Below are 26,747 nucleotides of genomic sequence, written 5' to 3' on the forward strand. Positions count from 1 at the left end.
AATGCATTCCTCTGTGGGAGCGAGCCTGCTCGCGAAGGGGCCAGCCCTGACAAACTATTACGCCCTGAACTGCCCCAGGCTGGCCTTCAACTGCGCCGCCAATCCATCCAGCACCTTGCCGCTGGCCGTGATTTCCACCACCGCTTGAGCCGCTTTCTCAGCCTGTGCATGAATGGTTTCAACTCGACCGCGCACCGCGTGCGCGCCTTGCGCCTGATGCGCTGCTGCCTGGGTTGCCAGACCTATTGCCGCATGCACTTGCTCGACCGACGCCTGCACCGATTGCTGCAACCGCGCACTGTCGCGCAACACCAGCAAACCTTCGCTGGCCTGACGCCCGGCCTGACCGATCGCTGCCACCGCCTCACGCGCACCTTGCTGCAAGGCAACGATGTGCGCCTGAATGTCGCCGGTGGAGCTCTGCGTCTTGCTCGCCAGCGCCCGCACCTCGTCAGCGACCACGGCAAACCCGCGACCAGTCTCCCCCGCACGCGCCGCTTCGATGGCCGCGTTCAGCGCCAGCAGGTTGGTTTGCTCGGCGATCCCGTGAATCACCGTCAACACCACTTCAATCTGCTCACTCTGCTGCGCCAGCCGCTCGATGACTTTCGCACCGGTGTCGACCTGCCCGGCCAACGCCTCGATCAGGCTGCCGACTTTCGCCGACGTGCGCGTGTTTTCATCCGTGGCCGAACGAATATCCACCACTTGCTGCAAGGCCGCCTGCATGGCATGACTTTCAGACTGGGCTTCGTCAGCCATTTGTGACAACGCACGCAGGCTCTCGGCCACTTCATCGCGTTGCATGCCCGCCGCTTTATCGGCTCCGGCATTGCGCAAGGTCATCGCGCCAATTTCCGCACCGGTACGCTGGGCTACATCGCCCGCTTCGCGCACGATCGGCTGCAACTTATCCACAAAGCGATTGACCGCCGAGGCCATGTCACCGATTTCGTCCTTGCTGTTGATCTGCACGCGCTTGGTCAAGTCGCCCTCACCTGCCGCCAGATCGTCCATGGCAGCGATGAGCATTTTCAAGCGATTGACCACCCGACGACCCAGCACCACGGCCAACAACAGCAACACGCCGAAGCCCACCACCGCCAGACCCATGCCGATGCGCCAGCGCAAAGTGCCCGCCGCCTCCTGAACAGTGCTGGTGGTGTTGGCCTGCATCTCCGAAGCCGTGGACTGCGCCGACTTCAGGCGCGCGCCCATCGCTGCTGCACTATCAGCCGCCGCGCCTTTGAGGCTGTCGCCGACCAGTTGATCACTGCTGGCGATCAGCGCCGAAAAGCGCTTGTCGAGGGCTGCCAGATCGACTTCCACGGAAGCGGTGGAGACGCCCATCAAGACCTTGCCGATTTCCACGCCATTGGGGCTGATTGAGGCTTCAAGGTAGTAGACCGATGGATCGTTCTTCGCCGCATCCAGCACTTTGTCCAATGCGCGCTCGCCCTGGCCTTTTTCCAGCAGCGCTTTGTTGATCGGGTTCTCGCGGTTCAGATAGCGCGTCAGGTGCTGGCCGGTAGCGTCGTCGTAGATCACGAACAGCACGTTTGGATTGCGCTGGGCCCGGCGGGCGAATTCGGACAAGGTTGGAACGTCGCTGTCCCACATGGCGCGAGGTGCGACTGAAGCCAGAAGCTGCGCCATATCATTGGCAGAGTCCTTCAGGTCTTTTTCCAATGTCCCACGCAGTTGTGCCTGCTCGTCCTTCAGACGTGACGACAGGCCGGCGGTGAGCCGCTGACGGGTATTGGTCGACAGACTGTCGAGGCTCGACGTGACTTCACGCCCCGCCTGCTCCAACTCACCAGAGAGCTTTTGACTGTCAGCCCCCAGACGGACGCCCAAGTCGGCTTCCAATGCAGTCACCGTGCTCCGGGTCAGGGCGACGGCTACCAACACTTGCACCAAAAGGGCGATACCGAGGGTAACGAACACAGGCCGCAATAGACGGCTTTGTAACAGTGAGAGAATGGCTGACACTTAAAATCCCTCTGCTTGGCGCCATTAAATTGATGGCGCACTGGAAGCGATGCTTTTAATCAACATCACAGCAAAGGTCGTGCCGCCCGACAGGCAGAAACGACAAAGGCCCCGATTAAGGGGCCTTTGTGTTTTACATCAACGACTTATTAGGCGAACGGGTGACGCAGAACGATGGTTTCGTTGCGGTCCGGGCCCGTCGAAATAATGTCGATCGGCGCGCCGACCAACTCTTCGACGCGTTTGATGTAGTTGCGTGCAGCCTGTGGCAGCTCTTCCAGGGTCTTGGCACCGACGGTGGATTCGGTCCAGCCGGGCATCTCTTCGTACACCGGCTCCAGGCCGATATAGCTGTCGGCGTCAGTCGGTGCGTCGATCACTGCACCATCCTGGTTCTTGTAGCCAACGCAGATGTTGATGGTTTCCAGACCGTCCAGCACGTCCAGCTTGGTCAGGCACAGGCCCGAGATGCTGTTGACGTCGATAGCGCGACGCAGGATGACGGCATCGAACCAGCCGCAACGACGGGCACGGCCAGTAGTAGCGCCGAACTCGTGGCCACGCTTGGCCAGGAAAGCACCCACGTCGTCGAACAGCTCAGTCGGGAACGGACCCGAACCAACGCGAGTGGTGTAAGCCTTGGTGATGCCCAGGATGTAATCCAGGTACATCGGACCAAAACCAGAACCGGTAGCGATGCCGCCCGCGGTGGTGTTGGAGCTGGTGACGTACGGGTAGGTACCGTGGTCGATGTCCAGCAGGGAGCCTTGGGCGCCTTCGAACATGATGTCTTTGCCAGCGCGACGCAGTTCGTGCAGCTCAGCGGTGACGTCGAGCATCATCGGCTTCAGCAGCTCGGCGTATTCCATGCACTCGTCGAGTGTTTTCTGGAAGTCGATCGCAGGCTCTTTGTAGTAATTGACCAGGACGAAGTTGTGGTAATCCAGCAACTCACCCAGCTTGGCGGCGAAACGCTCACGATGGAACAGGTCACCGATGCGCAGGCCACGACGTGCAACCTTGTCTTCGTACGCAGGGCCGATGCCGCGACCGGTAGTACCGATCTTCAGCTCGCCACGGGCCTTTTCACGAGCCTGGTCCAGCGCTACGTGGTAGGACAGGATCAGCGGGCAGGACGGGCTGATACGCAGGCGCTCGCGCACCGGGACGCCTTTCTCTTCCAGCTTGATGATTTCCCGCAGCAGAGCGTCGGGTGCAACCACCACGCCGTTGCCGATCAGGCACTGCACACCTTCGCGCAGCACGCCCGACGGAATCAGGTGCAAGACGGTTTTTTCGCCATCGATCACCAAGGTGTGACCAGCGTTGTGGCCACCCTGATAGCGCACTACGGCGGCAGCATGTTCGGTCAGCAGATCAACGATCTTGCCTTTGCCCTCATCACCCCATTGGGTGCCCAGGACTACGACATTCTTACCCATAACACTTGTCCTCATTCGCGCAAACTTGGTGCCGGCCGCGGCCGGCAGGAAAACTCAAGAAGCCAGTGGCGATACTTGCCAAAGCCCGTTCTGCTGAATCAATTGCCGGTCGCAGTCCGCTTCACGGGCGGCGGCCAAAGGTTGCCCAGGCAACGCCTGAACGACACGCTGACCCTCACTGCGCAACTGGCAAACCTGCTGCCAGAGTGCCGCATCCGTACTGTCAGGCATCCAGATACCGCCAGACGGTAACTCGATCTCAGCACGCCCCAGGGTCACCAGGGTTTTCAAATCGGTAGAGAAGCCGGTTGCCGGACGAGCCCGACCGAAGTCGGCACCGATGTCGTCGTAACGACCGCCCTGAGCAATGGACTGGCCAACACCCGGTACGAACACCGCGAACACCACACCGGTGTGGTAGTGGTAGCCGCGCAACTCGCCCAGGTCGAAATACAACGGCAACTCAGGGAAACGCGCGGACAGACGCTCGGCAATCGCCAGCAAGTCGCCCAGAGCTGCCAGTACCGGCGCCGGCGCATCCGCAAGACGCTCGCGGGCAGCGCTCAATACTTCACGGCCGCCACACAGGTCAACCAGCGCCCGCAACATGCCCGACAGATCGGCAGGCAGGCCTTCGGTCAAGGTAATGACCTCGTCGATAGCTTTACGTTGCAACGCGTCGAACAACTGCTGCTCGACTTCACCGGACAAACCGGCGGCGCGAGCCAGGCCGCGGTAGATACCCACATGACCGAGATCCATGTGCACATCCGGCACATCGGCCAGTTGCAGCATAGCCAACATCAGGCTGATGACTTCCACGTCGCTGCTCGGGCTGGCATCGCCGTACAGCTCGGCACCCAGCTGGATCGGGCTGCGCGAGGACGACAAGGCGCGCGGTTGAGCGTGCAGCACGCTACCGGCATAGCACAGACGGCTCGGACCTTCGCGACGCAAGGTGTGCGCATCGATGCGCGCCACTTGCGGCGTGATGTCGGCACGGAAACCCATCTGCCGGCCCGATTGCGGGTCGATGACCTTGAAGGTACGCAGATCAAGGTCCTGGCCCGCGCCGGTCAGCAGGGATTCCAGGTACTCGATATGGGGAGTCACGACAAACTCGTAACCCCAGCTCTGGAACAGATCCAACACCTGACGACGCGCGACTTCAATGCGCGCCGCTTCTGGTGGCAGTACTTCTTCGATGCCATCTGGCAGCAGCCAGCGGTCTACCGTTGCCATTACGCCATTCCCCTATGATCCGGGCGGCAAGCCTTTGGGCGAGCCTTGAGTGAAGCAGAAAATGATTGGCTCATGCGCAAACCACGCGCATGAACAACGGGGCGAAAAGCCTGAAATCGGCTTCGCCAACCACTTTCCTCGAAAAACCTGTCGAGTCATTCAACTCGGACGCCTGCATAAAAACAGCAATCAAACGTGCAGACGCAAAAAAGCCGGGAATTTCCCGGCTGCCGCATCATACACACGTTTTCCCAAAGGATCACCCCGCCCGAGGCGTTAGCCGCCAGGCGGGGGGATGATTCAGGTCAACGTCGTATCAAGGCTTGGCTTTTTCCAGGTAACGGAAGAAGTCGCTGCTTGGGTCCAGGACCATGACGTCGGATTTGTTCGCGAAGCTTTCACGGTAGGCGCGCAGGCTACGGTAGAAACCGTAGAACTCCTGATCCTGGCCGTAGGCCTTGGAGTAGATCGCAGCCGCCTGGGCATCACCATCACCACGAACCTCTTCAGATTCACGATAGGCTTCAGCCAGCAACACGCGGCGTTGACGATCAGCGTCGGCACGAATGCCTTCTGACAGTTCGTTACCCTTGGCGCGGTGCTCGCGAGCTTCACGCTCACGCTCGGAACTCATGCGTTCGAACACGCTGCGGTTTACTTCTTTCGGCAGATCGATGGCCTTGACCCGAACATCGACAACTTCGATGCCCAGCTCTTTTTCCGCCATCTTGTTCAGCGAAGCCGTGATATCGGTCATCAGCGCATCGCGCTCACCGGAAACCACTTCATGCAGCGTGCGCTTACCGAACTGGTCACGCAGGCCCGACTCCAGACGACGGGAAAGACGCTCGTCAGCAATCTGCTTGAGACCGGAAGTCGCGGTGTAGAAGCGCTCGGCATCTTTCACGCGCCACTTGGCGTAGGCATCGACCATGACGGCTTTCTTTTCCAGCGTCAGGAAGCGTTGCGTCGGTGCATCCAGCGTCATCAGGCGTGCGTCGAATTTGCGCACCTGGTTAACGTAAGGCACTTTCACATGCAGGCCCGGCTGAACATCAGTCTGGACCACACGACCGAACTGCAGCAGCACCGCACGCTCGGTCTGAGCCACGATGTAGAAGCAGTTCCAGGCAGCGATCGCCACGACGACGCCGACAATAAGGGCGATCAGCGATTTATTGCTCATCAGCGACTCTCCCTGGTACGTGCTTGCTGTTGCTGCAGATCGGCTGCACGCACATTCGCTTCATTGCTGGTGGCTGCCGCGCCGGTCACCGGAGTGCTGGTGTTGCGACCGCCTTCGACCATCTTGTCCAGCGGCAAGTACAGCAGATTGCTCTGGCCATTCTTGTTGCCGGTCACGAGAACCTTGCTGGTATTGCTGAAGACTTCCTGCATGGTGTCCAGGTACAGACGCTGACGGGTCACTTCAGGTGCCTTGCGATACTCGCTCACCAGCTTGGTGAAGCGATCAGCTTCACCCTTGGCGCGCGAGACGGTTTCGTCACGGTAACCATTGGCATCTTCGATGATGCGCTGGGCCTGACCACGGGCTTCCGGCACGACGCCGTTGGCGTAGGTTTCAGCCTGGTTACGCGAACGCTGCTCGTCTTCACGGGCGCGGATCACGTCATCGAAGGCTTCCTGCACTTCACGCGGTGCGGCTGCGCTCTGTACGTTGACCTGAGTGACGGTGATACCGGTGCGATAAGTATCCATGAAGCGTTGCAGACGCTCCTTGATTTCGCTGGCCATCAATTCACGACCTTCGGTCAGCACCTGGTCCATCGCAGTGGAACCCACCACGTGGCGCAAGGCACTTTCGGTCGCGTGCTGCAGGCTGATTTCCGGCTGATCAACGCTCAGCACGAAGTCCTGCAGGTTGCTGATCTTGTACTGCACGGTCAGAGGCACTTCGACGATGTTCTCGTCTTCAGTCAGCATTTGACCCTGCTTGGTATAGGCACGCTCACGCGTGACGTTTTCCAGGTACTTGCGATCGATCGGCGGGAAATAGATGTTCAGGCCCGGGCCAACGGTTTCGTAGTACTTGCCGAAGCGCAGCACCACGGCTTGCTCCTGCTCGTCGACTACATAGACCGCGCTGTACAGCCACACGGCCGCCAACACGACCAGGCCGATGCCGAGCAGACCGCCGAAGCCGCCACTCCTGCCCGAACCGCCACCGTCATCACCGCGTTTCTTACCACCACCGAACAACCCGTTCAGGCTTTCCTGCAGCTTTCGGAAGGCCTCGTCGAGATCCGGTGGTCCCTTGCGGTCGCCGTTATTGCGGCGTTTGCCACCCCAAGGATCCTGATTATTCGAGTTGCCACCCGGCTCATTCCAAGCCATAGCGCTCTCCATCTGATAAAGCAAAGACGCACCCACGGCGCGCCGACCAATGCTACAGAATGCCTGTCACCGCGGCACAACCGCTTTTCCAGGCTTTTATTGCAAAGTGTGTTGCTCGATGAATTCCATCGGCTGCAGACCTTCGCGGCTCACCAGTCGATTCAACTCGACCCGCGGCAAGCGAACGGCCAGCAGGCTGATGCCTTCTTCGTCGTGTTCTTCTTTCTGCACCGCACCGAGTTCGAAAAACTGCGCACGCAGTCGAGCAAAACGTTGCGGCAAGCGCAAGGTGCCAACAAACAAATCACCGCCCAGCAACTCGGCAATGGCTTGCTCAAGCAATTCCAGACCACTGCCATCACGCGCCGACAGCCAGACCCGCTGGGGCTTGCCGTTTTCGTCGCGCTGGATTTGTGGCTCAACGCCTTCAAGCAAATCGAGTTTGTTATAGACCTCGAGGATCGGCAAGTCCTGGGCACCGATCTCGCCCAGCACCACCATCACCTGCTCGATCTGCAACATGCGATCCGGTTCGGCCGCATCAATCACGTGCAACAGCAGGTCTGAGTTGCTCGACTCTTCGAGCGTAGACCGAAATGCCTCGACCAGTTTGTGGGGCAAGTGGCGTATGAAACCCACCGTATCGGCCAGGACAATCGGCCCCAGGTCGTCGAGTTCCAAACGGCGCAAGGTCGGGTCCAGCGTGGCAAACAACTGGTCAGCCGCGTACACGTCGGATTTCGTCACGTTATTGAAGAGCGTGGATTTGCCGGCGTTGGTATAGCCCACAAGGGACACGGTAGGAATATCCGCACGCGAACGGCCGCGTCGCGACTGCTCGCGCTGACTGCGCACTTTTTCCAGTCGGCCCTTGATCTGTCGCAGGCGTACCCGCAGCAAACGGCGGTCGGTTTCCAGCTGGGTTTCACCCGGGCCACGCATACCGATACCGCCACCCTGACGCTCAAGGTGGGTCCAGCCACGAACCAGCCGGGTGCTCATGTGGTCAAGCTGGGCCAGTTCTACCTGGAGCTTGCCTTCATGGGTACGGGCGCGTTGGGCGAAAATATCGAGAATCAGACCGGTACGGTCGATCACGCGACACTCGAAAACACGTTCGAGGTTACGTTCCTGACTGGGCGTGAGGATGTGATTGAAGATGACCAGATCTGCCTTTTCGGCATGGACCAGGTCGCGCAACTCCTCGACCTTGCCGCTGCCAATCAGGAATTTGGCGGTTGGCCGATGACGCGGCACGTTAAAAAACGCAACGGTCTCGGCGCCGGCCGAATTAGCCAATTCCTGAAACTCCTGCGGATCTTCGCGCGCCTCAGGGTCCTGTCCATCCAAGTGAACGAGGATCACTCGCTCACCACCACCGTGGCGCTCAAAGAACAAAGGAGACTCCTATCAGGCGTTACCTGGCTCAGCGTCACCTGCTTCGGATTCGGTTGCGCTAGGCAGACGAATTGGACGAACCGGCACCACTGTAGAGATAGCGTGTTTGTAAACCATCTGGCTGACGGTGTTTTTCAGCAGGATAACGAACTGGTCGAAAGACTCGATCGTGCCTTGCAGTTTGATCCCGTTCACCAGGTAGATGGACACCCCAACTTTCTCTTTACGTAAAGTATTCAAGTAAGGGTCTTGTAGCGAATGCCCTTTTGACATGTGCCGCACTCCTTTAAGGATTCAATATAAAAAATAGGTAAACAGATGGCTTGTGGCCGTCACACCCCCAAGGATAGACGGCAATTGCAAGGACTCAGCTCAATATGGAGATGGTCCCAAGGTATTTCAAGGCGCGCGGCAGATTGTCGCAATCGAGGCTGTCCAGCCAGTGTAAATCAGCCCAACTGCGCAGCCAGGTGAACTGGCGCTTCGCCAATTGGCGCGTGGCAATGATTCCACGTTCCTGCATCTCGGCTTGCGTCAGCTTGCCATCCAGGTAGTCCCAGACTTGTCGGTAGCCTACTGCACGTATAGACGGCAACCCGGCATGCAGGTCACTTCGCTTACGCAGGGCTACGACCTCGTCAATGAATCCCTGTTCCAACATATTCGTGAATCTTTGTTTAATTCGCTCGTGCAATACCTGGCGATTTGCCGGAGCAATGGCCAAGTTCGCGACAGTATAGGGCAATTGTTGCAGTCCCGAGGCGGCTGCTTCAGTACTTTGCGCAGATTGTTGCAACCTTAGTGCAGTCATGCTCTGACCACTGACGCGATAAACTTCCAGCGCTCGACTGAGTCGCTGTGGATCGTTTGGATGAATGCGGGCGGCGGATTCCGGATCGATGACCGCCAGTTGATCGTGCAGGGCTTGCCAGCCAAGGCGTGCAGCTTCTTCTTCGATCTGCGCGCGGACGTCCGGATCTGCCGCCGGCATGTCTGCCAGACCTTCAACCAAAGCCTTGTAATAGAGCATTGTGCCGCCCACCAGCAGCGGAATTTTGCCCCGCGCGGTGATCTCGGCCATGGCTTCGAGGGCATCACGACGGAAATCGGCGGCCGAATAGCTCTCTGCCGGATCAAGAATATCGATCAAACGGTGTGGAAATTCAGCCAGAAGCTCTTTTGAAGGCTTGGCGGTGCCGATGTCCATGCCACGGTAGACCAGCGCCGAATCGACGCTGATCAGCTCGCAAGGCAAGACTTTGGTGAGTTCGATGGCCAGGTCGGTCTTGCCGGCGGCGGTCGGCCCCATCAGGAAAATCGCAGGAGGGAGCTGGTTCATCAACGACCGCGCAAGAACAGTTTGTCCAGATCGTCCAGGCCCAGTTGGGTCCAGGTCGGTCGGCCATGGTTGCATTGACCGCTGCGCTCGGTGTTTTCCATGTCGCGCAGCAGACCGTTCATTTCCGGCAGGGCCAGGCGTCGATTCGCCCGAATCGCGCCATGGCAGGCCATGGTCCCGAGCAGCTCGTTCAGGTGCGCCTGAATCCGGTCGCTGGTGCCGTATTCCATCAGGTCCGCGAGGACGTCACTGACCAATCGATTGGCTTCTGCCTGCTTGAGCAGTGCCGGGATCTGCCGGATGGCCAGGGATTCCGGGCCCAGACGCTGCAATTCAAAGCCCAGGCGCTGGAACCACGCGACGTGTTCTTCGGCGCAATCGGCTTCACGCTGACTGACCGCCAGGGACTCCGGCACCAGCAGCGGCTGACCGCTCAGGCCTTCGCTGGCCATGGCGATTTTCAGGCGTTCGTACATGATCCGCTCGTGAGCGGCATGCATGTCCACCAGCACCAGGCCCTGGGCGTTTTCCGAAAGAATATAGATGCCTTTGAGCTGCGCCAGTGCATAACCCAGCGGCGGAATATCATCCTGCCCGGCCGGAAGCGCGACCGCGTTCGCTTCTGGCAACGGCGCAAAAAACTCACGGTAGGCGGCCTGAGCTTCAGCCACCGGCACACCCGATTGAGGCCGCGGCGAGTACTGATATTGATAACCGGCACCCGCGCCCGAGCCGGCCGGCGTATTGAGCGACGGCTGGGCCTGAGGCTGTTCCAGCAAGGCATTGGCCGCCAGACGCATTTCGCCCTGTGGTCCGAACTCGCCAGCATCAATGCCAGTGGGTCGAACGATGGCCGTCGCGACAGGCGCGGCCAGATGGTCCTCCGGCCGCACATCGCCCAAGGCGCGGTGCAGGGTGCCATAGAGGAAATCGTGAACCATGCGCCCGTCACGGAAGCGCACTTCGTGCTTGGTCGGGTGCACGTTGACGTCCACGCCTGCCGGATCGACTTCGAAAAACAGCACGAATGTCGGGTGCCGACCATTGAACAGCACGTCGCGATAGGCCTGGCGTACCGCGTGGGCCACCAGTTTGTCGCGTACGGCACGGCCGTTCACAAAGAAATACTGCAAGTCTGCCTGGCTGCGGTTGAACGTCGGCAAGCCGACCCAGCCCCACAAATGCAGGCCATTGCGCTCGATCTCGATCGGCAGCGCCTGCTCGAGAAAACCCGAACCGCAAATCGCCGCCACACGTCGGGCACGGGCCGCGTCGTCATGGGCTTCATGCAGGCCGAGGATGGTCTTGCCGTTGTGGCGCAGATGGAACGCCACGTCAAAACGCGCCAGGGCCAGACGCTTGATCACTTCTTGCAGGTGATCGAATTCGGTTTTTTCGGTCTTGAGAAACTTGCGTCGTGCCGGGGTATTGAAAAACAAGTCACGCACTTCCACCGAAGTGCCCACCGGATGGGCCGCCGGCTGCACGCGAGGCGCCATGTCTCGGCCTTCGGTTTCGACCTGCCAGGCCTGATCAGCCTCTTTGGTGCGGGACGTCAGGGTCAGCCGTGCCACGGAGCTGATCGACGCGAGGGCTTCACCGCGAAAGCCCAGGCTCATGACCTGCTCGAGGTCTTCCAGATTGCGGATTTTGCTGGTGGCGTGTCGTGCCAGGGCCAGCGGCAGGTCATCGGCAGAAATGCCGCTGCCATCGTCGCGCACCCGCAGCAGCTTGACGCCGCCCTGCTCCACATCGACATCGATGCGCTTGGCGCCGGAGTCGAGGCTGTTTTCCAGAAGCTCTTTGATCACCGAGGCTGGGCGCTCAACCACCTCACCGGCGGCAATCTGGTTCGCCAGTCGCGGGCTGAGCAGCTCGATGCGAGCCGTATTGGTCAGCACCTGGTTCATTCTTTGGCCGCCAGTTCAGTGCCGGGAATGGTCAGGGTCTGACCGATTTTCAGCTCGTCACTCTGCAGGTTGTTGGCGCTGCGCAGGGTGGCCGGAGACACCTGATAACGCACAGCGATCATCGCCAACGTCTCGCCCGGGCTCACCCGATGGTCACGTGGACCTTGAGCGATTTTGCCGGAATCACGTAGCCAGGCGATGTAGGTGCCCGGTGGCGGATTCTGCTGGAAGAACTGGCGAACACCGGCGCTGATCGAGCGTGCCAGCGCCTGCTGGTGGCTCGCCGCCGACAGTTTCGAGGCTTCGTTGGAGTTGGAGATGAAGCCGGTTTCCACCAGGATCGACGGAATGTCCGGCGATTTCAGCACCATGAACCCGGCCTGCTCCACCCGTTGTTTGTGCAACGGCGTGACCCGGCTGATGTTGCTCAAGACCTTTTGGCCAACGTCCAGGCTCGAAGTCAGGGAAGCGGTCATCGACAGGTCGAGCAGCACACCGGCCAGCATGCGGTCCTTGTCGTCGAGGCTGACGCTGCCAGCACCACCGATCAAGTCGGAGCGGTTTTCGCTGTCGGCCAGCCAGCGGGCGGTTTCCGAGGTGGCGCCGCGATCGGACAAAGCGAACACCGACGCACCGAAGGCTGCCGCAGACGGCGCGGCGTCGGCATGGATCGAGACGAACAGGTCGGCGCCCTTCTTGCGGGCGATTTCGGTACGGCCACGCAATGGGATGAAGTAGTCGCCGGTGCGGGTCAGTTCGGCGCGGAAGCCTTTCATGCCGCTGACCTGACGCTGCAATTCGCGGGCGATGGCCAGCACCACGTCTTTCTCGCGCTGACCGCGAGAGCCGGAGGCGCCCGGGTCTTCGCCGCCGTGGCCAGCGTCGATCACCACAACAATGTCGCGCTTGCCGGCCGGGGCTGGCGGCAGCTTCACCGCAGGCTCCACCGGAGTGACGGGCACCGGGGCGACCGTGGCGACGTTGGTCGGCGCCGCAATTGGCGCCGCATCGGCGGCGTTATCGAACAAGTCGACCACCAGGCGATTGCCGTACTGGGCGTTTGGCGCCAGGGTAAAACTTTTCGGCGTCACGGCTTTTTTCAGGTCGATAACCACCCGCAGGTCGGTTGGCGTACGTTGAGCCGAGCGCATGGCGGTGATCGGAGTGTTCGAGCTGTTGACGTTCAGCGGCGCCCCCAGTGACGCGCCATTGATGTCGATGACCAGCCGATCCGGGGCGGTCAGGGTAAAGACACTGTGCTGGACAGGACCGGTCAGGTCGAACACCAGTCGTGTGTTGTCTGGAGCCCGCCACAGGCGAACGCTGTTGACCTTTGTCTCGGCCACAGCGTCGACGGTCACCGCCAAAAACAACAATCCTACGGCAGCTACCATCGCGCGAAAGCGCATACCTAACCCCATCATTTAATTGGTTTCCAATGCCAAAGCGGCACACCACAACTCGCCACGCGAGCCCTGGGGCAAAATTTTCAGCGAACGCCCGCTGTCTTGCGGGCTAATGGTAATGGTCAGGTCGGGCTTTGGCAAAAAGCCTGCACCCTTTTCGGGCCATTCGATCAGGCACAACGCATCGTCGTCGAAATAGTCGCGGATACCGAGGTACTCCAGCTCTTCAGGGTCGACCAGGCGATAGAGGTCGAAATGGAAGGCCCGGATTTCGCCAATCTCGTAGGGTTCGACCAGGGTGAAGGTCGGACTTTTTACCGCGCCTACATGCCCCAAGCCACGGATGATGCCCCGAGACAGCGTGGTTTTCCCCGCCCCCAGGTCCCCTTCCAGAAAAATCAGACCGTGCCCTTGAGTGGTTTTTGCGATGCGCCCGCCAAATGCGGTCATCGCCTCTTCATCAGCCAGGTACAGGGTTACTTCAGACACGGTGCTTGCTCCTCCAACAACTGACGAATGGCTGGGATCAGATCACTGGCCGCCAGCCCACGGCCCGATTTACCTTCTTGTGCACCGGCATTGGCGTGCAGCCAGACGGCCAGGCAGGCGGCGTCGAACGCCTCCATGCCTTGAGCCAGCAACGCGCCGACCAGACCGGCCAGCACATCACCCAAACCGGCGGTGGCCATGGCCGGGTGCCCCTGATGACACAACGCCAGGCGCCCATCCGGGCTGGCGATCAGGCTGCCGGCGCCTTTTAGCACCACGACAGCTGTATATTTTTTGCTCAATGCGTGAGCCGCCGCTGGACGATCGGCCTGCACTTCGGCAGTGCTCATCCCCAACAAGCGCGCCGCTTCGCCCGGATGCGGGGTAATCACACAATCCTTGGGCAAACTCACGTTCCCTGTGGCGAGCAGATTCAATGCATCGGCATCCCAGACTTGCGGCAGCGGCGCGTTGGCAGCCGCCGACAACAGGCTGCGCCCCCAGGAAGCCTGACCTAAGCCCGGGCCGACCACCAGCACGGAAACCTTTTGAAGCAGTCCCATCAATTGATTAGCCGACGAAGTGCCCAACACCATGGCTTCGGGGATTCTCGCCAGCGCGGCCGGAACATGTTCACTGCGAGTCGCCACCGACACCATGCCCGCACCGCTGCGCAGGGCACTTTGCGCGCTCAGCAGGATGGCGCCGCCAAAGCCGCGATCACCGCCGATCAGCAGGACGTGGCCGTATCTGCCTTTATGGGAGGTTGGAGCCCGGGCCGGCAGACGCGGCAAGGAAGTGGCCGTCAGGCGACGTGCACTGATGGCGACTCCGTTAAACGACTCGGCGGAGGCCTGCAGATCGTTGAACACCAACTCGCCGACCACGTCTGCAGCATCGCCGGTGAACAGACCCAATTTCAGGCCGATGAACGTCACCGTCAGGTCAGCCCGCACCGCAGCGCCGAGTATTCGTCCGGTATCAGCGCACAACCCCGAAGGGATATCCACCGCCGCAACCGGCAGCCCGCTGCCGTTGATCGCCGCGATGGCGCCCGCGCAGGGTGCTCGCACCTCTCCCGTCAAACCAGTGCCAAGCAAGGCATCCAGCACCACGCCGCGCAACTCGGACTGTGCGCCCCAGGCTTGAATTGCGACACCTTCGGACACGGCCTCGGCATGGGCCAATGCCGCGTCACCCCGCAAACGCTTGGGATCACCGACCGCCAACACCCGCACATGCCAGCCGGCACGTCGGGCCAGCACGGCCACCAGATAACCGTCGCCGGCGTTATTGCCATGACCGGCCACGACACTCAATTCATTCGCCGACGGCCAATGGCGGACCAGCGCACGCCAGGTCGCCCGCGCCGCGCGCTGCATCAATTCGAAGCCCGGTGTGCCGCCCGCGATCAGGCTCGCATCAAGGGCTCGAACTTGCGCGGCGCTATACAGCGCGTCGGGTAAATCATCTTTAGTGTGCGGCATGCGTCTTCGGGCTCCGATGTCTGGCAGAATTATACGCACCTCAGCTCCGGTTTCTCTCGCCTCATGCCCGCAATTACCACAGACCTGCCCGCCCTCGCCCAATCCATCAAGGACTGGGGCCGCGAGCTGGGCTTTCAGCAAGTCGGCATCAGCGGCCTCGACCTGGCCGAGCATGAGCAGCACCTGGAGCGCTGGCTTGCGGCGGGCTACCACGGCGAAATGGACTACATGGGCGCCCACGGCAGCAAACGCTCACACCCGGAAGAGCTGGTGCCCGGCACACTTCGGGTCGTTTCCCTACGCATGGACTACCTGCCGGGCGACACCGAAATGGCCAAACGCTTGGCACAACCTGCAAAAGCCTACGTCTCGCGTTATGCCTTGGGCCGCGATTACCACAAATTGATCCGTAAACGCGTGCAACAACTGGCCGATAAAATTCAGGCCGAGATCGGCCCGTTTGGTTTCCGCGCCTTCGTCGACAGCGCGCCGGTGCTGGAAAAAGCCATCGCGGAACAGGCCGGTCTTGGCTGGATCGGCAAAAATACCCTGGTCTTGAATCGCAAGGCCGGCAGTTACTTCTTTCTCAGCGAACTGTTCGTCGACCTGCCGCTGCCCGTCGACCCACCTCACGCTACCGAACATTGCGGCCGCTGCACGGCGTGCCTCGACATCTGCCCGACCAACGCCTTCGTCGGCCCGTACGTACTGGATGCCCGACGCTGTATTTCCTACCTGACCATCGAACTGAAAAGCGCGATCCCGGAAGATTTACGGCCACTGATCGGCAATCGGGTATTTGGCTGTGATGACTGCCAGATTGTCTGCCCGTGGAACCGCTTCGCCCGTCCGTCCGGCGAAAGCGACTTCAAACCACGACACAATCTGGACAACGCAGAGTTGGCCGAACTGTTCATGTGGGACGAGGACAAGTTTCTTCGCAGTACCGAAGGTTCGCCGTTACGCCGGGCGGGTTACGAACGCTGGCTGCGAAACCTGGCGGTTGGTCTGGGGAATGCGCCGTCGAGCATTCCTGTGCTGGAAGCGTTGAAGGCGCGGCGCGACTATCCGTCAGAGCTGGTGCGTGAGCATGTCGAGTGGGCGTTGAAGCAACACGGACTTATGTAGGAGCTGTCGAGTGAAACGAGGCTGCGATCTTTTGATTTTTGCTTCTTAAAAACCAAGTCAAAAGATCGCAGCCTCATTTCACTCGACAGCTCCTACAAGAGATCCGGTGGTTTCAGGCTTCGTCGTTATAAACGAACTTCGGCATTTCCCAATGAAACCGGATCGCCAGCAAACGCAGCAGGAAGCCGCCAAACAGCGTGATCAAAATCGCCTGTTCACCCGGCAATTGCAGGTAAATGCAGAGCATGTAGCACCACGCCGCAGCGAACGAGACACTGGCGTAGAGTTCGCGGCGGAAGATCAGCGGGATGTCGTTGCAGAAGATGTCGCGCAGGATGCCGCCGAAAACCCCGGTGATTACGCCGCTGACCGAAGCCACCAGCATGCCGTGGCCCATTTCCAGCGCGGTCATGCAGCCAATCAGGGTGAACGCCACCAGGCCCACGGCGTCGAGCACCAGAAACAGCGAGCGCAGGTGGCGCATCCAGCGTGCAGCGAAAACCGTGAACATCGCCGCCACCGAGGTCAGCACCAGGTATTCCGGGTGTTTGACCCAGGTCAGCGGGTAGTGACCGAGCAGCACGTCACGCACCGAACCCCCACCCAAAGCCGTGACGCAGGCAATCAGCACCACGCCAAACCAATCCATCCCGCGACGGCCGGCCGACAAGGCACCGGTCATGGCTTCGGCGGTAATGGCGATCAGGTAAAGCATCAGCAACATGGTGGCGGTCCTTGCAGGAAGGCGCGCAGTCTAGCCATTTAGGGACGGCACCAAAAGAGGGCGTCACAGAATCAACTCAACCATCGAAGGTGACTGTGCGGACGCCTTCGCGAGCAGGCTCGCTCCCACACTAACCCTGTAAACGCAGGTCCATTGTGGGAGCGAGCCTGCTCGCGAAGGAGCCGGAGCAGACACTCGAATCAGAACTTGATGAAATGCTTGCGGTAATGCTGCAGCTCGGCGATCGATTCGCGAATGTCGTCCAGGGCCAGGTGGGTGCTGCCCTTTTTGAAGCTGTCGCGCACGTCCGGCGCCCAGCGTGCGGCCAACTCTTTAAGGGTCGACACGTCGAGGTTGCGGTAGTGGAAGAAGCTTTCCAGGGATTTCATGTGGGTATAAAGGAAGCGACGGTCCTGGCAGATGCTGTTGCCACAGATCGGCGATTTGCCCTTCGGCACCCATTTCTCCAGGAAGGCAATGGTCTCGGCTTCGGCTTCGGCCATGCTGATGCGGCTGTCGCGAACGCGCTGGGTCAGCCCGGAGCCGCCGTGTTGACGGGTATTCCACTCGTCCATGCCGGCGAGAATTTCGTCGCTGTGGTGGATGGCGATCACCGGACCTTCGGCCAAGGTGTTCAGGTCACTGTCGGTGACGATGGTGGCCATTTCGATGATGACGTCGGTATCAGGGTTCAGACCGGTCATTTCCAGGTCGATCCAGATCAGATTCTGTGGGTTTTGCATGTGTCAGCTCCTAGGCAATGCTGCGCAGTTTAGCCTAGGCAAGTGGCCGGGCGTGCTAAACTCGCGGCCGTTTTACCTAATCGCTGCATTCTTGATACGGAACACCCATGGCCAAACGCCAACTCAATCGTCGTCAAAACTGGCGCATCGAAAAGATTCAGGGCGAACGCGCTGCCCGCGCCGCCAAACGCGAGTCCTCGGCTGTCGAGGCACTTGAGGGCGGCGACCTGGGTCCGGAACAGACCGGCCTGGTGATCGCGCACTTCGGTGTGCAGGTCGAAGTCGAAGCCCTCGATGGCGATTTGGCCGGCCAGGTGTTCCGCTGCCACTTGCGCGCCAACCTGCCCGCGCTGGTGACCGGCGATCAGGTGGTCTGGCGTGCCGGCAACCAGGGCATCGGTGTGATCGTGGCGCAACTGCCGCGTAAAACCGAACTCTGCCGTCCGGACAGCCGTGGTCAGCTCAAGCCTGTAGCGGCCAACGTCGACATGATCGTCATCGTCTTCGCGCCGCTGCCCGAGCCCCATGCCAACTTGATCGACCGTTATCTGGTTGCTGCTGAGCACGCCGGCATCCGGCCGCTGCTGCTGCTCAACAAGTTCGACTTGATCGACGAGCAAAACGCCCCGGCGTTGAATGCCTTGCTGGCGGTTTACCGCACGCTGGGTTACCCGGTGCTGGAAGTCTCGGCGCACCACGGCAACGGCATGGAGCAACTGCAAGAACAGCTCGACGGTCGCATCAGCGTGTTCGTCGGCCAGTCCGGCGTCGGCAAATCCTCGTTGGTCAACAGCCTGTTGCCTGAAGTCGAAGCCCGTGTCGGCCCGCTGTCCGAGCTGTCCGGCCAGGGCACTCACACCACTACTACCGCGCGGTTGTTCCACTTCCCCGGTGGCGGTGAGTTGATCGACTCCCCGGGTATCCGCGAATTCGGCCTGGGCCACGTCAGCCGTGCCGACGTCGAAGCCGGTTTCATCGAGTTCAACGACCTAATCGGCACCTGCCGCTTCCGCGACTGCAAGCACGACCGCGAGCCGGGTTGCGCCCTGCTCAAGGCCCTGGAAGAGGGTCGCGTGCAGCAACAACGGATGAACAGCTATCGCTCGATCATCGCTAGCCTGCCCGAAACCAGCTACTAAACAGACGCGCCCGCTGCCTCGACACTGACGAGGCGGCGCGCCGCTTGTAGCGTCCTACAAATACCCTCATCTTTTAAACGTCAGAGACTTCTGTAAGGCTCTTGCACGCCTGTTTGTAGGGGAATTCTCTTTATCAGTGCAGGTCTTGTTGCGACCACTCAAGTGCATACATTCGAGCCCTCTTCGCATTTTGGCGATACCGAGGGATACCCATGCAAACCTATCATTTGTTCATCAGCCATTCGTGGAACTACCCCCACGCCCACGACAACCTCGTGCGGCTGCTCAACGCCAATCCCGACTTCACGTTCAAAAATTTTTCGGTGCCGCCGGACAACCCGATCATCGGCGCGAAAACCGACAAACAGCTGGAAGAAGCCATCGAAAACAAAATCCGGCCCTGCTCGGCAGTACTGATCATGGCGGGGATGTATTCGACCTACAGCAAGTGGATCAACAAGGAAATCGAGATCGCCAAACGAATGGGCAAGGTGATCATTGCGGTGAAGCCGTTTGGTGCGGAGCGGATTTCTACCGTGGTGCGCCGGGCAGCACACGCGGAGTGTGCGTGGAACACCAATAGCATCATCAGTGCCATTCGCACTCACGCGGCGGGTTGAACCATGCGCAAGGGATTGTTCATCGGGATCAACCATTACGCCCACGTCTCTCCATTGAGCGGATGCAATAACGACGCGATGGCCATGGCCTCGGTGCTGGAGCGTCACGCCAACGGGCGGCCGAACTTCAGCAGCAAGGTGCTGACCTCAGCCGAAGATGACCTTTCGCTGACGGCCATGAAGCAGCATATCCAAAGCCTGTTTTCCGGCGATTGTGATGTGGCGCTGCTGTATTTCGCCGGCCATGGCCAGTTCGATACCAGCATCGACGAGGGGCTGCTGATTCCTCAGGACTTTGCACAGGGTGGCGATGGAATTCGCATCAGCGACATATTGAGTTGGGCGGACAACGCCCCTCACATCAAGAACAAAATCATCATCCTCGACTGCTGCCAGGCCGGCGCAGCCGCCGCGATGCGCGGGTTACGCGGCGGCAGCAGCGTCATCGGCGAAGGCATGACCATTCTCACCGCCTGCAAAAAAGATCAGGTAGCGCTCGAAGGACGCGGCCACGGCGTGTTTACCGATCTGCTGCTGCAAGCACTGCACGGCGGAGCCGCCAACGTACTGGGCAAGGTCACTCCCGGCAGCGTGTATTCGTTCGTCGACAACGCGTTGGGCGCGTGGGAACAACGGCCAGTGTTCAAGACCAACGTCTCGCAATTTGTCCCCTTGCGCGAGGTCACGCCACTGATCGCCGAAGAAACCCTGCGCAAACTCAAGGACTGGTTCCCGGAGCCCAGCCATGTCTTTGCACTCGACCCCAGCTACGAACCCACCGAAACATCGTTCGACCCGGACCACGGCGAAGTCTTCGCCCAATTGCAAAAGTGCAATCGCCACAGCCTGATCGAACCGGTGGACGCCGAGCACATGTACTACGCCGCCATCCATTCCACCGGCTGCCGCCTCACCGCCCTCGGCGCCTATTACCGCGAACTCGCGATCAAGGGACATTTCTGATGCCTGTGTTTATTAGCTACCGCCATAGCGATCGGCCCCACGCCATCGCCATCAACACCCGTCTTATTCAGGCCAACATCAAGACCTATTTCGACGTGCTGGATCCGGAATCACAAACCACTGACGACATCACCGGGGTCATCACCCGCAACATCACCGCGTGCACGCACTTGCTCGCAGTGATTTCGGAGAACACCGCACAATCCTGGTGGGTGCCGTTCGAAATCGGAGAAGCGACCATCAGCAATCGCCGCATCTGCTCGTACCAGGTTGGCCCCAGCGCTTTACCGTTGTACCTCGACAAATGGCCAAAACTGAGCGGCGATACGGACATCAATTTTTTCATTGATGCTTATCGTGAAGAGGTACTAACCAAACGCTCGATAGGACTGGAATCGATCAGTGAGTCGGTTCGCGGCATCTACAAAGGAAATGCAGACCTGTTCCACGACCAACTCAAGAACCGCATCCGGCGCGGTTTCTGACAGGCACAAAAAAGCCGACATCACTGTCGGCTTTTTCATGGGTCACTGCTTCGGCGGTTCACCCGGTTTCGGTGCCGGATTATCAAACAGATTCAACCGCTCGCGAAGCTCATGTGCCGGCAACGGCTCTTTATCCGCCGGCAACGCGTTCGGGTCGGCTGGCGTGGCGGGCACTTCGCCCGGGCCGCCCTGCCCTTGCGTCGGCGTTGGTTCTGGAGCCGGTTCCGCACCTTGCGAACCTTCGATGGCACGCTGGGCTTTCTTGGTCAGCACCACGATGTCGATTCGACGGTTGACCGGGTTGAACGGGTGCTCGCGGTCAAACAACGACGACGAGGCATAACCGACGACCCGCGCCACTTGCTGATCCGGATAACTACCCGCGACCAGCGCACGACGTGCCGCGTTGGCACGGTTGGCCGAGAGTTCCCAGTTACCGAAATCACCCGTGCCCGAGTACGGCTTGGCATCGGTGTGGCCGCTGATGCTGATCTTGTTCGGCACCGCTTTGATGGTGTCGGCCATGGCCAGCAGGATGTCTTCGAAGTATGGCTTCAGACGGGCACTGCCAGAGTCGAACATCGGCCGGTTTTCGGCGTCCACGATCTGGATGCGCAAACCGTCCGGCGTGATTTCGAACAGGATCTGGTCTTTGAATTTCTTCAGCTGCGGATTCTCTTCGACCTTGTTCTGCAATTCTTGCAGCAACAGCTCAAGACGTTCCTTTTCGACCTGCTCGGCCATGCCTTCAACCTGCTCGGCGTCGATGGTCACCTTGTCTGGCTGCGGCTGGGATTTCACCTCGGGGTTGAGGGTGTTCTCCGGCGCCAGGGTCGGTGTGCCGCCCAGGTCGATGATGTACGGCGTGCCGCTTTCGGAAAAGCCGACCGGGTCCTTGAAGTAACCGGCGATGGCGATCTTCTGTTCAGGCGTTGCGGTAGACAGCAGCCACAGCACCAGGAAGAACGCCATCATCGCCGTCGCGAAGTCCGCAAAGGCGATTTTCCAGGCGCCCCCGTGATGCCCGCCGGCGATGCGCTTGACGCGCTTGATGATTATCGGCTGGTTATTTTCCATGATTTAACGACCGCGAACCGCTTGTTCCAGCTCAGCGAAGCTAGGACGGTGCGCCGGGTACAGAACTTTACGACCGAACTCTACCGCCAGCGATGGCGGCATACCGGAAGCCGAAGCGACCAGCGAGGCCTTGATGGCTTCGTAGACGTTGAGTTCTTCCTTGGCATCGTGGGCCAGGGAATGGGCCAGCGGACCGAAGAAACCGTACGCCGCGAGAATACCGAAGAAGGTACCGACGAGTGCCGCACCGACGTGCAGGCCGATGGACTTCTGATCGCCTTCACCCAGGGAAGCCATGGTCACCACGATACCGAGCACCGCCGCGACGATACCGAAACCAGGCATGGCGTCGGCAATACCGTTCACCGCGTGGGATGGATGCTCGAGGTCTTCCTTGAGGCTGTAAAGCTCCATGTCGAACAGGCCTTCAAGCTCATGGGGAGCCATGTTGCCGGAGGACATGATGCGCAGGTAATCGCAGATGAACGCGGTCATGCGCTCGTCTTTGAGCACGGCTGGGTACTTGGCAAAGATCGGGCTCGCGGCGGCATCTTCAATATCGCCTTCGATGGCCATCATGCCTTCGCGGCGGCTCTTGTTGAGGATCTCGTAGATCAGGCCCAGCACTTCCAGATAGAACGTGTGGTTGAAACGCGAACTGAACATGCCCAAGGATTTCTTGAGCACGTGCATGGTCATGTAACCGGGGTTGGCCTGCAGGAATGCACCGAGGGCCGCACCACCAATAATCATCACCTCGAAGGGCTGAATCAGGGCGGCAATTTTGCCGTGGGAGAGCACGTATCCGCCGAGCACGCTCGCGAATACGACGATGATGCCGATTAATTTAGCCATAGGTAGGAGAGCACTTACTGAGTCGGGTTCAAGGTCATATTCGGAAGTTAAAAAATCTCTTCTTCTACTTATCGGCAAAACTGCGCCAGACTATAGCCAGTTCAGGCGAAAAGCCAATTTGGCCCGCTCCGGGCATAGGTAATGCAGACGATGATCGCGTCCAGACATGGCTAACGAAACGAACGTACCGACTCCAAAACCGACCACTCTCGAAGGCTGGGTCAAGCTTCTCGACGGCGTGCGCCTGCCGGTTCCGCAAGCCAGTCATGACCGAGTCTGCAAAGCCATCGCCAACAGTCGCAGCTCCTTGCGCGATATCGCCGAACTGATACAGGACAGCCCGGCGCTGGCCTTGAGCGTGATTCGCGAAGCCAATCGCCACACCCATGGCAGCATGACCGAGCCTGCGGAAAACCTTGAGGTGGCGATCAATCGCCTCGGTTTGAAGCGCACCGAAGAACTGCTCGCCCGGTTGCCTGCCCAGCCGCAATCGGAGATCCCGATCGCCCTGCGTCAGCTGCAGTTGATCAGCCAGCACGCGACCCAACAGGCCAACGGTTTTTTCGCCAGTCGCCTGGCGCGACTGTGGCAAGACATCCACTGGGGCAGCCTGCTGTTTCTCTCGCCGCTCTGGCCGATGGCATTGACTCATCCGCAGTTGCTCGAAGAGTGGGAGCTGCGGGTCATCCACAAAGGCGAGTCGGCGCGCAAAGTCGAAATGCAGTTGTTCGGCGCTCGCCTGCTGGAAATCTGCCGGGCGCTCGTGGACATCTGGCGCCTGCCGATCTGGGTGCAGCAAGGTTATCGGCTGCTGCTCAACGAGCAGCGTGAGCTGGTGAAAGTGCTGCGCATCGCCCGCGACAGCGATCATCCATTACGCCAGCAGAACCGTCTCGATGACGATCCGACCCTGCGTCGCTGGCTCAATCAACCGGCCAATACAGTGCTGCTGGCCAACGGTCTGGCGCTGTCGGCGCAACAGGCCTGGGACAGCCCGCACAGTGAACGCTGGCAGTACCTGACCAGCCTTTACCTGCAAATGCCGATGGACGAAGTGCAGCAGCAGTTGCACCAACAGGCCGCCAACAGCGCCCGCCATCACGCCATGCCAGACCTTTGGCACCCGGCCGTTTCACTGATCTGGCCGTGGGGCATGAACCGCGTGCACGCAGGCTTGCTGCCGGCCCCGGCGCCGACTGCCGAAGACCTGGCGAAATGGCGCAGACAGTGTGCCGAGTTGCTGGTCGAGCCCAGCCGCTTCACCAATGCCATGCACTTGACCACGTCTGCCCGGGACGCTTTGGTCGCGTGCGGCATGCGTCGGGTGATGATCCTGATGGCCGACCGCACTCACGCCAATCTGCGGGTGCACCAGACGGCCGGGCTGCCAAAAGAAGTGGCCGGCCTGAACTTCGTCGTCAGCCAGAGCACCGTGCTGCAACGCCTGCTCTCGCAACAAGCCCAGGTGCGCCTGACACCGGACAACAACGCACAATTTTCCGCCCTGTTGCCCACCAGCCTGCGCTCACAGTTCGGCGGCGAACACCTGCTGTTGCGCTCACTGGTCAATAATGGTCGGGTCATCATGATTGTGGTGGCGGATCAGGGCGGAGGGCCGTTCTCGGAAATCACCGTGCAAGCCTTCGGCAAAACCGCGCAGTGCATCGAGAAAGCCCTGCACAGCTTTAGTCACCGCGGCCAATGACGCTGCTATACAATCCTCCCTTTTGTGCTCTGGAGACCTCACATGTCTGACTTCTCTGGCTTGCCGCTGGTGATCGAGCCGAGCGACTTGCTCCCCCGTCTCGACGCCCGCGATCTGATTCTGGTGGACCTGACCAGCAGCGCCCGCTATGCCGAAGGGCATATCCCCGGTGCGCGCTTTGTCGATCCGAAACGCACGCAACTCGGTCACGCACCAGCGCCGGGACTGATGCCGCCGCAAGCGGCACTCGAAGCGTTGTTCGGTGAGCTGGGACACAACCCTGATGCGGTCTATGTCGTCTATGACGACGAAGGCGGTGGTTGGGCCGGGCGCTTTATCTGGCTGCTGGATGTCATCGGCCACAGCAAGTACCACTATATCGACGGCGGCCTGAAGGCCTGGCTGGCAGAAGGCTTGCCCATGTCAATCCAGATCCCGGCAGCGGTTGGCGGCCCGGTTGCGTTGACCCTGCACGACGAACCCACTGCCACCCGCGAGTACCTGCAAAGCCGTCTCGGTGCCGCCGACCTGGCGATCTGGGACGCGCGCGGGCCGCTGGAGTACTCCGGCGAGAAAGTCCTGGCAGCCAAGGCCGGGCACATTCCCGGCGCGGTCAATTTCGAATGGACCGCGGGCATGGATCAGGCGCGCAACCTGCGTATCCGCACCGACATGCCGCAGATCCTGGAAAAACTCGGGATCAGCAAAGACAAAGAAGTGATTACCCACTGCCAGACTCACCATCGTTCTGGCTTCACCTATCTGGTGGCCAAATCCCTCGGTTATCCGCGGGTCAAAGGCTACGCCGGTTCCTGGGGCGAATGGGGCAACCACCCCGATACGCCCGTAGAGATTTAAGGTTTTTAAGGACAGTTAATGAATAAGCGTCTGTTTATCCTCAGCCAATACCTGCTGCCCCATCACCTGCTGTCGCGACTGGCCGGCTGCATTGCCGAATGCCGCGTGCGCTGGTTCAAGAACGCCTTCACCGCCTGGTTCGCCAAGCGTTATCAGGTGGACATGTCCCAGGCGCTGGTCGAAGACCTGACCGCCTACGAACACTTCAATGCGTTCTTCACTCGCGCCCTGAAGGACGGCGCTCGCCCGCTGGACGAGACGCCAGGCGCGATCCTCAGCCCGGCAGACGGTGCGGTCAGCCAACTCGGCCCGATCGAACACGGTCGCGTGTTCCAGGCCAAGGGCCACAGCTTCAGCGTGCTGGAATTGCTGGGCGGCGACGCTGCCAACGCAGCGCCGTTCATGGGCGGTGATTTCGCGACTATTTATCTGTCGCCGAAGGACTACCACCGCGTGCACATGCCGTTGGCCGGCACCCTGCGCGAGATGGTCTACATCCCTGGCCGGATCTTCTCGGTCAACCAGACCACCGCCGAAAACGTTCCGGAACTGTTCGCCCGCAATGAGCGTGTGGCGTGCATTTTCGACACCGAACGCGGGCCGATGGCCGTGGTGTTGGTGGGCGCGATGATCGTTGCGTCGATCGAAACCGTCTGGGCCGGGTTGGTCACGCCGCCGAAACGCGAGCTGAAAACTTTCCGCTACGACGAAGCCGCCCGTGCGCCGATCCATTTGGAGAAAGGTGCAGAACTGGGTCGCTTCAAGCTGGGTTCGACCGCTGTCGTGCTGTTCGGGCCTGATCAAGTGAAGTGGGCTGAAGAGCTGGCGGCCGGTTCCCCGGTGCAGATGGGCCAGGGCATGGGCCTGGCAAAAGCCTGATCACTGATCCGAACCCCGCGAACGTCTTCGCGGGGTCGGACATTTCGGTGGTGCCGTTACTCTATCTGTCCACGGAAGCCGATCGGCCCTTCGTTGGCGTAGGTATTGGTGCCACTGAGGTTTTTCCCTCCATCACTGGAGGTCACGCTCAACGCCACAACGTTCTGATTGTCCCGACCTCCGATGACCCATTTGCCACCCGGATGCCAGGGGGCATCGTTGCCGCCCCACTGATTTTCAACGTTGTACTGGTTCTGGCCCGTGCGCTGAGCCTTGAAGCCAATGGGACCTTCACCCGCATACGTCATGGTGCCGGTGAAACTCTTCCCGCCATCGCCCGATTTGATCTCGATCGCGACAACGTTCTGGTTGTCCCGCGCGCCTAGCGTCCAGTCTCCGCCCGGATGCCAGGGTGCCGAACTACCGCCCCATTGATTTGCCACTACATATCTAGACATAAACTTCATCTCCTTGAAGTTACAAAGAGACCTGCCCTGCGTAGGCAGCAGGC

25 protein-coding genes are annotated in these 26,747 nt (G+C 60.2%); 8 read left to right on the plus strand and 17 right to left on the minus strand.

The features are described 5' to 3' along the window. Positions 1-57: 57 nt before the first annotated feature. From JFU47_RS14735 to JFU47_RS14790, 12 genes are all read right to left on the minus strand, one after another. Positions 58-1,992, minus strand: coding sequence for a methyl-accepting chemotaxis protein (locus tag JFU47_RS14735; protein ID WP_201183790.1), 1,935 nt, complete (start codon positions 1,990-1,992; stop codon positions 58-60). 149 nt (positions 1,993-2,141) lie between these two features. Continuing rightward, complete coding sequence (locus JFU47_RS14740; RefSeq protein ID WP_010464193.1) at positions 2,142-3,434, minus strand: adenylosuccinate synthase; 1,293 nt, start codon at positions 3,432-3,434, stop codon at positions 2,142-2,144. Between the two features lie 54 nt (positions 3,435-3,488). After that, a complete protein-coding gene (locus JFU47_RS14745) occupies positions 3,489-4,676 on the minus strand; it encodes an ATP phosphoribosyltransferase regulatory subunit (protein WP_123369067.1) in 1,188 nt (395 codons plus the stop codon). A gap of 316 nt (positions 4,677-4,992) precedes the next feature. Next, positions 4,993-5,862, minus strand: coding sequence for a protease modulator HflC (gene hflC, locus JFU47_RS14750; protein ID WP_008156983.1), 870 nt, complete (start codon positions 5,860-5,862; stop codon positions 4,993-4,995). After that, a complete protein-coding gene (hflK, locus tag JFU47_RS14755) occupies positions 5,862-7,031 on the minus strand; it encodes an FtsH protease activity modulator HflK (RefSeq protein WP_123369066.1) in 1,170 nt (389 codons plus the stop codon). Before hflK ends, hflC begins: the two co-directional genes overlap by 1 nt. Before the next feature lie 96 nt (positions 7,032-7,127). Continuing rightward, on the minus strand, positions 7,128-8,429 hold the full coding sequence (hflX, locus tag JFU47_RS14760) for a ribosome rescue GTPase HflX (protein ID WP_010464197.1): 1,302 nt from the start codon (positions 8,427-8,429) through the stop codon (positions 7,128-7,130). Positions 8,430-8,441: 12 nt separating this feature from the next. Then, complete coding sequence (gene hfq / locus JFU47_RS14765; protein ID WP_007902656.1) at positions 8,442-8,702, minus strand: RNA chaperone Hfq; 261 nt, start codon at positions 8,700-8,702, stop codon at positions 8,442-8,444. Positions 8,703-8,796: 94 nt separating this feature from the next. Then, a complete protein-coding gene (miaA, locus tag JFU47_RS14770) occupies positions 8,797-9,768 on the minus strand; it encodes a tRNA (adenosine(37)-N6)-dimethylallyltransferase MiaA (RefSeq protein WP_140894932.1) in 972 nt (323 codons plus the stop codon). Continuing rightward, positions 9,768-11,678: a DNA mismatch repair endonuclease MutL gene (mutL, locus tag JFU47_RS14775; RefSeq protein ID WP_446739634.1), complete on the minus strand. Its 1,911-nt coding sequence runs from the start codon at positions 11,676-11,678 to the stop codon at positions 9,768-9,770. Before mutL ends, miaA begins: the two co-directional genes overlap by 1 nt. Continuing rightward, positions 11,675-13,102 carry an N-acetylmuramoyl-L-alanine amidase gene (locus JFU47_RS14780; RefSeq protein WP_274609991.1) on the minus strand — a complete coding sequence of 476 codons (1,428 nt, stop codon included), beginning with the start codon at positions 13,100-13,102 and terminating at the stop codon, positions 11,675-11,677. The genes mutL and JFU47_RS14780 overlap by 4 nt, the downstream gene beginning before the upstream one ends. Then, positions 13,103-13,573 (minus strand): tRNA (adenosine(37)-N6)-threonylcarbamoyltransferase complex ATPase subunit type 1 TsaE, encoded by a 471-nt coding sequence (gene tsaE, locus JFU47_RS14785; RefSeq protein ID WP_201183793.1) that lies wholly within the window; start codon positions 13,571-13,573, stop codon positions 13,103-13,105. It lies immediately after the preceding gene. Then, on the minus strand, positions 13,561-15,060 hold the full coding sequence (locus JFU47_RS14790; RefSeq protein ID WP_201183795.1) for an NAD(P)H-hydrate dehydratase: 1,500 nt from the start codon (positions 15,058-15,060) through the stop codon (positions 13,561-13,563). The genes tsaE and JFU47_RS14790 overlap by 13 nt, the downstream gene beginning before the upstream one ends. Before the next feature lie 63 nt (positions 15,061-15,123). On the opposite strand from JFU47_RS14790, the gene queG reads away from it, so the two are divergent. Beyond that, positions 15,124-16,188 (plus strand): tRNA epoxyqueuosine(34) reductase QueG, encoded by a 1,065-nt coding sequence (gene queG / locus JFU47_RS14795; RefSeq protein WP_201183798.1) that lies wholly within the window; start codon positions 15,124-15,126, stop codon positions 16,186-16,188. Positions 16,189-16,300: 112 nt separating this feature from the next. Here the strand turns inward: queG and JFU47_RS14800 are convergent, their stop codons facing one another. After that, on the minus strand, positions 16,301-16,912 hold the full coding sequence (locus tag JFU47_RS14800) for a trimeric intracellular cation channel family protein (protein ID WP_008153267.1): 612 nt from the start codon (positions 16,910-16,912) through the stop codon (positions 16,301-16,303). Between the two features lie 200 nt (positions 16,913-17,112). Continuing rightward, positions 17,113-17,655 carry an oligoribonuclease gene (gene orn, locus JFU47_RS14805; protein ID WP_008035288.1) on the minus strand — a complete coding sequence of 181 codons (543 nt, stop codon included), beginning with the start codon at positions 17,653-17,655 and terminating at the stop codon, positions 17,113-17,115. 107 nt (positions 17,656-17,762) lie between these two features. Between orn and rsgA the strand changes: the two genes are divergently transcribed. From rsgA to JFU47_RS14825, 4 genes are all read left to right on the plus strand, one after another. Further along, positions 17,763-18,794 carry a small ribosomal subunit biogenesis GTPase RsgA gene (rsgA, locus tag JFU47_RS14810; protein ID WP_008153263.1) on the plus strand — a complete coding sequence of 344 codons (1,032 nt, stop codon included), beginning with the start codon at positions 17,763-17,765 and terminating at the stop codon, positions 18,792-18,794. A 212-nt stretch (positions 18,795-19,006) separates the two neighbouring features. Further along, positions 19,007-19,414 carry a TIR domain-containing protein gene (locus JFU47_RS14815; RefSeq protein WP_201183801.1) on the plus strand — a complete coding sequence of 136 codons (408 nt, stop codon included), beginning with the start codon at positions 19,007-19,009 and terminating at the stop codon, positions 19,412-19,414. A 3-nt stretch (positions 19,415-19,417) separates the two neighbouring features. After that, positions 19,418-20,377 (plus strand): caspase family protein, encoded by a 960-nt coding sequence (locus JFU47_RS14820; protein ID WP_201183804.1) that lies wholly within the window; start codon positions 19,418-19,420, stop codon positions 20,375-20,377. Then, the gene (locus JFU47_RS14825; protein ID WP_201183807.1) at positions 20,377-20,862 is read left to right on the plus strand and encodes a toll/interleukin-1 receptor domain-containing protein; all 486 of its coding nucleotides are present in this window, start codon (positions 20,377-20,379) and stop codon (positions 20,860-20,862) included. The genes JFU47_RS14820 and JFU47_RS14825 overlap by 1 nt, the downstream gene beginning before the upstream one ends. 42 nt (positions 20,863-20,904) lie before the next feature. Here the strand turns inward: JFU47_RS14825 and motB are convergent, their stop codons facing one another. Then, complete coding sequence (motB, locus tag JFU47_RS14830; protein ID WP_201183810.1) at positions 20,905-21,939, minus strand: flagellar motor protein MotB; 1,035 nt, start codon at positions 21,937-21,939, stop codon at positions 20,905-20,907. 3 nt (positions 21,940-21,942) lie between these two features. Next, a complete protein-coding gene (gene motA, locus JFU47_RS14835; RefSeq protein ID WP_123369056.1) occupies positions 21,943-22,794 on the minus strand; it encodes a flagellar motor stator protein MotA in 852 nt (283 codons plus the stop codon). A gap of 166 nt (positions 22,795-22,960) precedes the next feature. Between motA and JFU47_RS14840 the strand changes: the two genes are divergently transcribed. Genes JFU47_RS14840 through asd form a run of 3 tightly spaced genes read left to right on the plus strand, consistent with a single transcriptional unit; the run spans position 22,961 to position 26,236 of the window. Next, positions 22,961-24,499 (plus strand): HDOD domain-containing protein, encoded by a 1,539-nt coding sequence (locus JFU47_RS14840; protein WP_140894929.1) that lies wholly within the window; start codon positions 22,961-22,963, stop codon positions 24,497-24,499. A gap of 42 nt (positions 24,500-24,541) precedes the next feature. Beyond that, positions 24,542-25,357, plus strand: a complete 816-nt coding sequence (locus JFU47_RS14845; protein ID WP_201183813.1) for a rhodanese-like domain-containing protein — start codon at positions 24,542-24,544, stop codon at positions 25,355-25,357. An 18-nt stretch (positions 25,358-25,375) separates the two neighbouring features. Beyond that, positions 25,376-26,236, plus strand: coding sequence for an archaetidylserine decarboxylase (gene asd / locus JFU47_RS14850; RefSeq protein WP_046045706.1), 861 nt, complete (start codon positions 25,376-25,378; stop codon positions 26,234-26,236). Positions 26,237-26,292: 56 nt separating this feature from the next. On the opposite strand, the gene JFU47_RS14855 is transcribed toward asd, so the two are convergent. Continuing rightward, complete coding sequence (locus JFU47_RS14855; RefSeq protein WP_042932429.1) at positions 26,293-26,694, minus strand: lectin OAA family protein; 402 nt, start codon at positions 26,692-26,694, stop codon at positions 26,293-26,295. Positions 26,695-26,747: the final 53 nt, after the last annotated feature.

Origin of the sequence: Pseudomonas sp. TH39(2020) (assembly GCF_016650715.1) — a bacterium.
GTDB lineage: Bacteria > Pseudomonadota > Gammaproteobacteria > Pseudomonadales > Pseudomonadaceae > Aquipseudomonas > Aquipseudomonas mandelii_C.